At 69.4% G+C, this 6,451-nt stretch carries 1 protein-coding gene and 1 pseudogene; both read left to right on the forward strand.

The window, feature by feature from the left end; genetic code table 11:
• Nucleotides 1-255 precede the first annotated feature (255 nt).
• Nucleotides 256-1,239, forward strand: a pseudogene (locus ABD844_RS53005) (acyltransferase domain-containing protein); the annotation flags it as partial.
• A 30-nt stretch (nt 1,240-1,269) separates the two neighbouring features.
• Nucleotides 1,270-6,451: SDR family NAD(P)-dependent oxidoreductase (locus ABD844_RS00030; protein WP_344871548.1), on the forward strand; the 5,182-nt coding region annotated here is incomplete at its 3' end.

Genomic DNA, 6,451 nt, shown 5'->3' on the forward strand with positions numbered 1-6,451 from the left:
GTGTCGGTGGCGGGGGTGGGCCGGTCTTTGGCTGTGTCACGCACGGTGTTTGAGGATCGTGCGGTGGTGATCGGGTCGCGGCGTGAGGAGTTGCTGTCCGGGTTGGAGGCGTTGGCCGGGGGTGAGGTGTCGGCTGGGGTGGTGGCCGGTGTTGGTGGTGGGGGTCGGAGTGGTGGTGGGAGTCGGGGTGGTGTTGGTGGTGGTGGTCGGAAGGTGGTGTTTGTGTTTCCTGGTCAGGGGGCGCAGTGGGTGGGGATGGGGGTGGAGTTGGCTGGGGTGTCTCCGGTGTTTGCGGCGCGGTTGGAGGAGTGTGGGCGGGCGTTGGCTCCGTTTGTGGATTTCGATGTGATGGACGTGCTGTCCAGTTCGGGTGCGGGTTCGGGTGCGGGCGGGGGTTCGGGTTCGGGTTCGGGTGGGGTTGAGGGTGTGGGTGGGGTTGAGGGCGAGGGTAAGAGCAAGGGCGAGGGTGTGGGTGTGGGCGATGGTGTGGGTGTGGGTGGGGGTGGGTTGGGGTCGATTGAGGTGTTGCAGCCGGTGTTGTTTGCGGTGGGGGTGGCGTTGGCGGGGTTGTGGGAGTCGTTGGGGGTGCGTCCGTCTGCGGTGGTGGGGCATTCGTTGGGTGAGGTGGGGGCGGCGTGTGTGGCGGGGGTGTTGTCGTTGGAGGATGCGGCGCGGGTGGTGGCGTTGCGGAGTCGGTTGTTTGGGCGTGAGTTGGCAGGGCGGGGGGCGATTGCGGCGGTGGGGTTGTCGGTGGGGGAGGTTGTGGGGGAGTTGGGGGTGGTGGGTGGTGGTTTGGAGGTGGCGGCGTGTAATGGGCCGTTTTCGTGTGCGGTGGCTGGTGAGTTGGGGGCGTTGGAGGTGTTGGTGGGTCGGTTGCGGGGGCGTGGGGTTCGGGCGCGGGTGGTGGGGTCGACGGTGGCGTCGCATTCGGTGATGGTGGAGGGGTTGCGGGGGGAGTTGGAGGGTTTGTTGGCGGGGGTGCGTCCTGGGGTGGGGCGGGTGCCGGTGTATTCGTCGGTGACGGGTGGGTTGTTGTCGGGGGTGGAGATGGGTGGGGGGTATTGGTTTGCTAATTGTCGGCAGCGGGTGGAGTTTGAGTCTGCGGTGCGGGCGTTGGTGGCTGATGGTCATGATGCGTTTGTTGAGGTGAGTACGCATCCGGTGTTGGGGGGCAGTGTTCAGGAGGTTTTGGATGATGTGGGTGTGGAGGCTGGTGTGGTGGGGTCGTTGCGGCGGGGTGAGGGTGGTGCTGCGCGGTTTCTGCGTTCGGTGGGTGAGGCGTTCGTCGCTGGTGTGGAGGTGAACTGGCCGAAACTGTTCGACGGAACCGGCCAAGCTGGCACGCTCGGCGAGGCCGCCGGGGTCGGCACGCTCGGCGGGGATGGCCGGGCCGCCGGTGGTAGCGACGTCGCCGGGGATGACCGGGCCGCTGGGGTCGGCGAGGCCGTCGCCGGGGTTGGCGGGATCGCCGGGGATTGCCGGGCCGCTGGGGTCGGCCAGGCCGCCGCCGGGGTTGGTGGGGTTGGTGGGGTGGAGTTGCCGACGTATGCGTTTCAGCGGCGTCGGTTCTGGTTGGAGGGTGAGCGGCGGGCTGATGTGCGTGCGGCGGGGTTGGGTGAGGTGAGTCATCCTCTGCTGGGTGCGGCGGTGCAGGTTGCCGATACCGGTGAGCTGGTTCTTACTGGTCGTTTGTCTCGGGTTGGTCAGCGGTGGCTGGCCGATCACGCTGTGGGTGCCACGGTGCTGTTTCCTGGTGCGGGCATGGTGGAGTTGGCGGTTCGGGCGGGTGATGAGGCCGGGTGCCCGGTGCTGGACGAGCTCACCCTGCACGCCCCGCTGGTCATCGCTGATGAGCCGGTGGATGTGCAGGTGCGGGTGGCCGCGCCGGAATCGGATGGGCGACGCGCGGTCAGCATCCACTCCCGCACCGACTCCCGCACCGATTCCGGCGCCGGTGCCGGGGTGTGGGTCCGGCACGCGGAGGGCACACTCGCCTCAGCCTCTGAAGGGGAGCGGCAGCCGCGGTTCGACTTGGCCCAATGGCCGCTGGCCGGTGCCGAGCCGGTTGAGGTGGCGGGTTTCTACGCTGTGCTGGCCGAGCGTGGTTACGGGTATGGTCCGGCGTTCCAGGGGCTCAAGCGTGCCTGGGCGCGTGATGGTGAGGTGTTCGCCGAGGTGGAGCTCGGCGAGCGGGAAGCGGCCGAGGCCGCCCGATACGGCTTGCATCCCGCTCTGCTGGACGCTGCCCTGCACGCCACGACCCTCACCGGCCCGCCGCAAGCGGAGGTACAGCTACCGTTCGCCTGGACCGGGGTGCAACTGCTGGCCTCGGGCGCCACACGGCTGCGTGTGCACATCACGTCGGCCCCTGACGGGACCGCCACTGTCCATCTGGCCGATGCCACCGGCGCCCAGGTGGCGGTGGTAGAAGGGCTGGTGTCGCGTCCGCTGCCAGCCGACGGGCTCACCGCCACGGGCCGGACGGGGCAGGAGTGGCTGCACCATCTGCACTGGGTTCCGCTCCCCAAGGAGGTCTCCAGTCAACCGTTGCGCCGGGTGGCGGTGGTCGGTGAGCGGAGCACGGACCTTGATGCCGCGTTGGCATCGGTGGCCGAGCACGTCTCGTACCACGCCGACGTGGCCGAGCTGGTGGACGCGGCAACCGGAGACGTCCCCGAAGTGGTGATGATGCGTTTCGAGGCGGTCCGCGCGGTCGGGGACGAGCGGTCGATGCCCGAGGAGCTGCGTTCGAGCCTGAGCGGGCTGACCGATCTCTTGGGACGTTGGCTGGGTGAGGAGCGGCTGGCCGGGGCGCGGTTGGTGCTGGTCACGCGGGGTGCGGTGGCGGCTCTGGGGACCGATGGTGCTCCGGATCTGGTGGGTGCGGCGGTGTGTGGGCTGGTGCGGTCGGCGCAGGCGGAGCATCCGGGCCGGATTCTGCTGGTGGATGTGGACGAGGCGTCGCAGTCGTCGCAGGCGCTGGTCTCGGTGCTGGGCGTGCAGGACGAGCCGCAGTTGGCGGTACGTGAGGGGCGCGTGCTGGTGCCCCGCCTGGCCAAGGCCGCCACCTCCAACGACCTGCACACTCCTGAGGGGGCCGGTGCGTGGCGGTTGGACAGTGTCACCAAGGAGTCGCTGGACGCGTTGGCCCTGGTGCCCGCCCCGGAAGCGGATCAGGGGCTGCAGTCTGGGCAGGTGCGGGTGGCGGTGCGGGCGGCGGGGTTGAACTTCCGGGATGTTGTGGTGGCTTTGGGCATGGTGCCTGAGCAGGGGGAGCCGATCGGTGGTGAGTTCGCCGGGGTGGTGACCGAGCTGGGTGCGGATGTGGAGGGGTTGCGGGTTGGGGATCGGGTGCTGGGGTTGGGGGAGGCTGCGTTCGGTCCTGTCGTGGTGGCTGATCGGCGTCTGGTGTGCGGGTTGCCTGTGGGTTGGTCGTTCGCTGAGGGTGCGGGGGTGGCGGTGGCGTTCGCCACGGCCTGGTATGGGCTGGTGGATCTGGCTGGGTTGCGTTCGGGTGAGCGGGTGCTGATCCATGCGGGTGCGGGTGGGGTGGGTATGGCCGCGATCCAGATCGCCCGGCATCTCGGTGCTGAGGTGTTCGCCACGGCTTCTCCGGCCAAGCAGCATCTGTTACGCGGGCTGGGTGTCCCGGAGGATCACATCGCCTCTTCCCGCACGCTCGACTTCGCCCGCACTTTCGCCGGGCACGGTATGGATGTGGTGCTCAACTCCCTGGCTGGGGAGTTCACCGACGCCTCCCTCGACCTCCTCACCGACAGCGGCGGTGGCCGGTTCATTGAGATGGGCAAGACCGACCGGCGCACCCCGGCCCAGGTCCACGCCACCCACCCCCACGCCGTCTACCGCAGCTTCGACCTGATGGACGCCGGCACCGACCGCGTCGGCGCGATCATGGCCGAGCTACTCGACCTGTTCGGGCAGGGGGTGTTGCGGCGGTTGCCGGTCCGCTGCTGGGACGTCCGTCAGGCCGGACACGCGTTCCGGTTCATGGCCCAAGCGCGCCACACCGGCAAGATCGTACTCACCATCCCGCACACCCCGGACCCGGACGGCACGACACTGATCACCGGCGGCACCGGCGGCCTCGGCGCAACCCTCGCCCGCCACCTGGCCGCGACCGGCCAAGCCCGCCACCTCCTCCTCGCCTCCCGACGCGGAGACCAAGCACCAGGCGCCGAGCAGCTCCGGGCCGACCTGCAAGCTGCGGGCGCCCAGGTCGAGTTCGCCGCCTACGACCTCTCCCACCCCGAACAAACCCAAGCACTCCTAGCAGGCATCCCCGCCGAACACCCACTCACCGCGATCTTCCACACCGCCGGCGTCCTCGACGATGGGGTACTGGCCTCGCTGGACCCGGCCAAGATCAACCGGGTACTCGCCCCCAAAGCCGACGCCGCCTGGCACCTTCACCAAGCCACCCGCCACCTCGACCTGGCCGCGTTCGTGCTGTACTCGGCGTCTGCTGGAACCTTGGACAGCGCCGGACAGGGCAACTACTCGGCCGCCAACGCGTTCCTGGACGCCTTGGCCACCCACCGCCGCCACCACGGCCTCCCCGCACAATCCCTGGCCTGGGGTGTGTGGGCGCCAGAAACGGGTGGAATGACCCGCCAGCTAGCCGCAGCGGATCTTAAGCGGCTGGAGAAGTCCGGTTTCACCGCGATGGGCGCTCGCCAGGGCATGGAACTGCTGGATGCCGCTCTGGCTGACCCCGAGCCGTTCGTGCTGCCGTTGCCCCTCGACACTCGCACTGTGAGCACGCGTGAGGGAGGCGTGCCGGCGCTGCTGCGTGGGCTGGTGCGGGCTCCGGCGCGGCGGTCGGTGCGGGTGGCGGGTGAGGAGCGGGGCGGGTCGGTGTTGCAGCGGCGGTTGGCGTCGTTGCCGGGGGTGGAGCGGGAGCAGGTGGTGGTGTCGCTGGTGCGGTCGGAGGCGGCGGCGGTGCTGGGGCATGGTTCCGATGAGGTGATCGAGGCGGGCCGGCCGTTCAAGGAGCTGGGGTTCGATTCGCTGACCTCGGTGGAGTTGCGTAACCGGCTGAGCAGGGCGGCGGGGGTGAAGCTGCCGGCCACGCTGGTGTTCGATCACCCCACGCCGGCTGCTGCTGCGGCCTATCTGCTGGGCCGCCTGACCGGTGACACCGCGCGGAAGGCCCGGGACGCCGTGGTGGCCTCCGCGCCGAGGATCTCAGAGCCGGGCGAGCCGATCGCGATCGTGGCGATGGCGTGCCGGTATCCGGGTGGGGTGGGCTCGCCGGAGCAGTTGTGGGAGCTGGTCGAGCAGGGCCGTTCGGGGATCACCACGTTCCCCGAGGACCGGGGCTGGGACCTGGACAACCTCTACCACCCCGACCCGGGCAACATCGGCACGACGTACTTACGCGAAGGTGGGTTCCTGAAGCAGGCCGCCGAATTCGACGCGGGTTTCTTCGGGATCAGTCCGCGGGAGGCGATCGCGATCGATCCGCAGCAGCGGCTGCTGCTGGAGGTCGGCTGGGAAGTGCTGGAACGAGCCGGAATCGACCCGCACTCACTGCGCGGCACCCTTACCGGGGTCTTCATCGGCGGGACGCAGACCGGATACGGCATCGGGACCGGATATCCCGAGGAGATCGAGGGGTACCTGCAGACAGGAAACGCCGGTTCGGTCATGTCGGGCCGGTTGGCGTACACGCTCGGTCTTGAAGGGCCGGCGCTGACCGTGGACACGGCCTGCTCATCCTCTCTCGTCGGCATCCACCTGGCCTGCGAGTCACTACGCCGCGGCGAGAGCGGCCTCGCCATCGCGGGCGGTGTGACGGTCATGGCGACGCCCGAGCTCCTGATCGACTTCAGTCGGCAGCGAGGATTGGCCACCGACGGCCGGGTCAAGGCGTTCTCGGAGGAGGCCGACGGCACGGTGTTCTCCGAAGGAGTGGGCCTGGTACTGCTGGAACGGCTACCGGACGCCCTGGCCAACGGCCACCGGATACTCGCGGTGATCCGCGGCTCGGCGGTCAACCAGGACGGCGCCAGCAACGGCCTGACCGCCCCCAACGGCCCCTCCCAGGAACGAGTCATCCGCCAGGCGCTGACCAACGCCGGACTCACCCCCCACGACGTCGACGCCGTCGAAGCGCACGGCACCGGCACCAAACTCGGCGACCCCATCGAGGCCCAGGCCCTCCTGGCCACCTACGGAAGCGACCGGGAAGAGGCGAATCCGCTGTGGCTGGGTTCGATCAAGTCGAACTTCGGCCACTCGCAGGCCGCTTCGGGTGTGGCGGGTGTGATCAAGATGGTGCAAGCACTGCACCACCAACTCCTCCCGCAAACCCTGCACGCCGCCACCCCCTCCACCCACATCGACTGGACCCAAGGCCACATCCGCCTCCTCCACCAACCCACCCCCTGGCCCCAAACCCACCAACCACGCCGCGCCGGCATCTCCTCCT

Origin of the sequence: Nonomuraea antimicrobica, assembly GCF_039536965.1 — a bacterium.
Classification (GTDB): domain Bacteria; phylum Actinomycetota; class Actinomycetes; order Streptosporangiales; family Streptosporangiaceae; genus Nonomuraea; species Nonomuraea antimicrobica.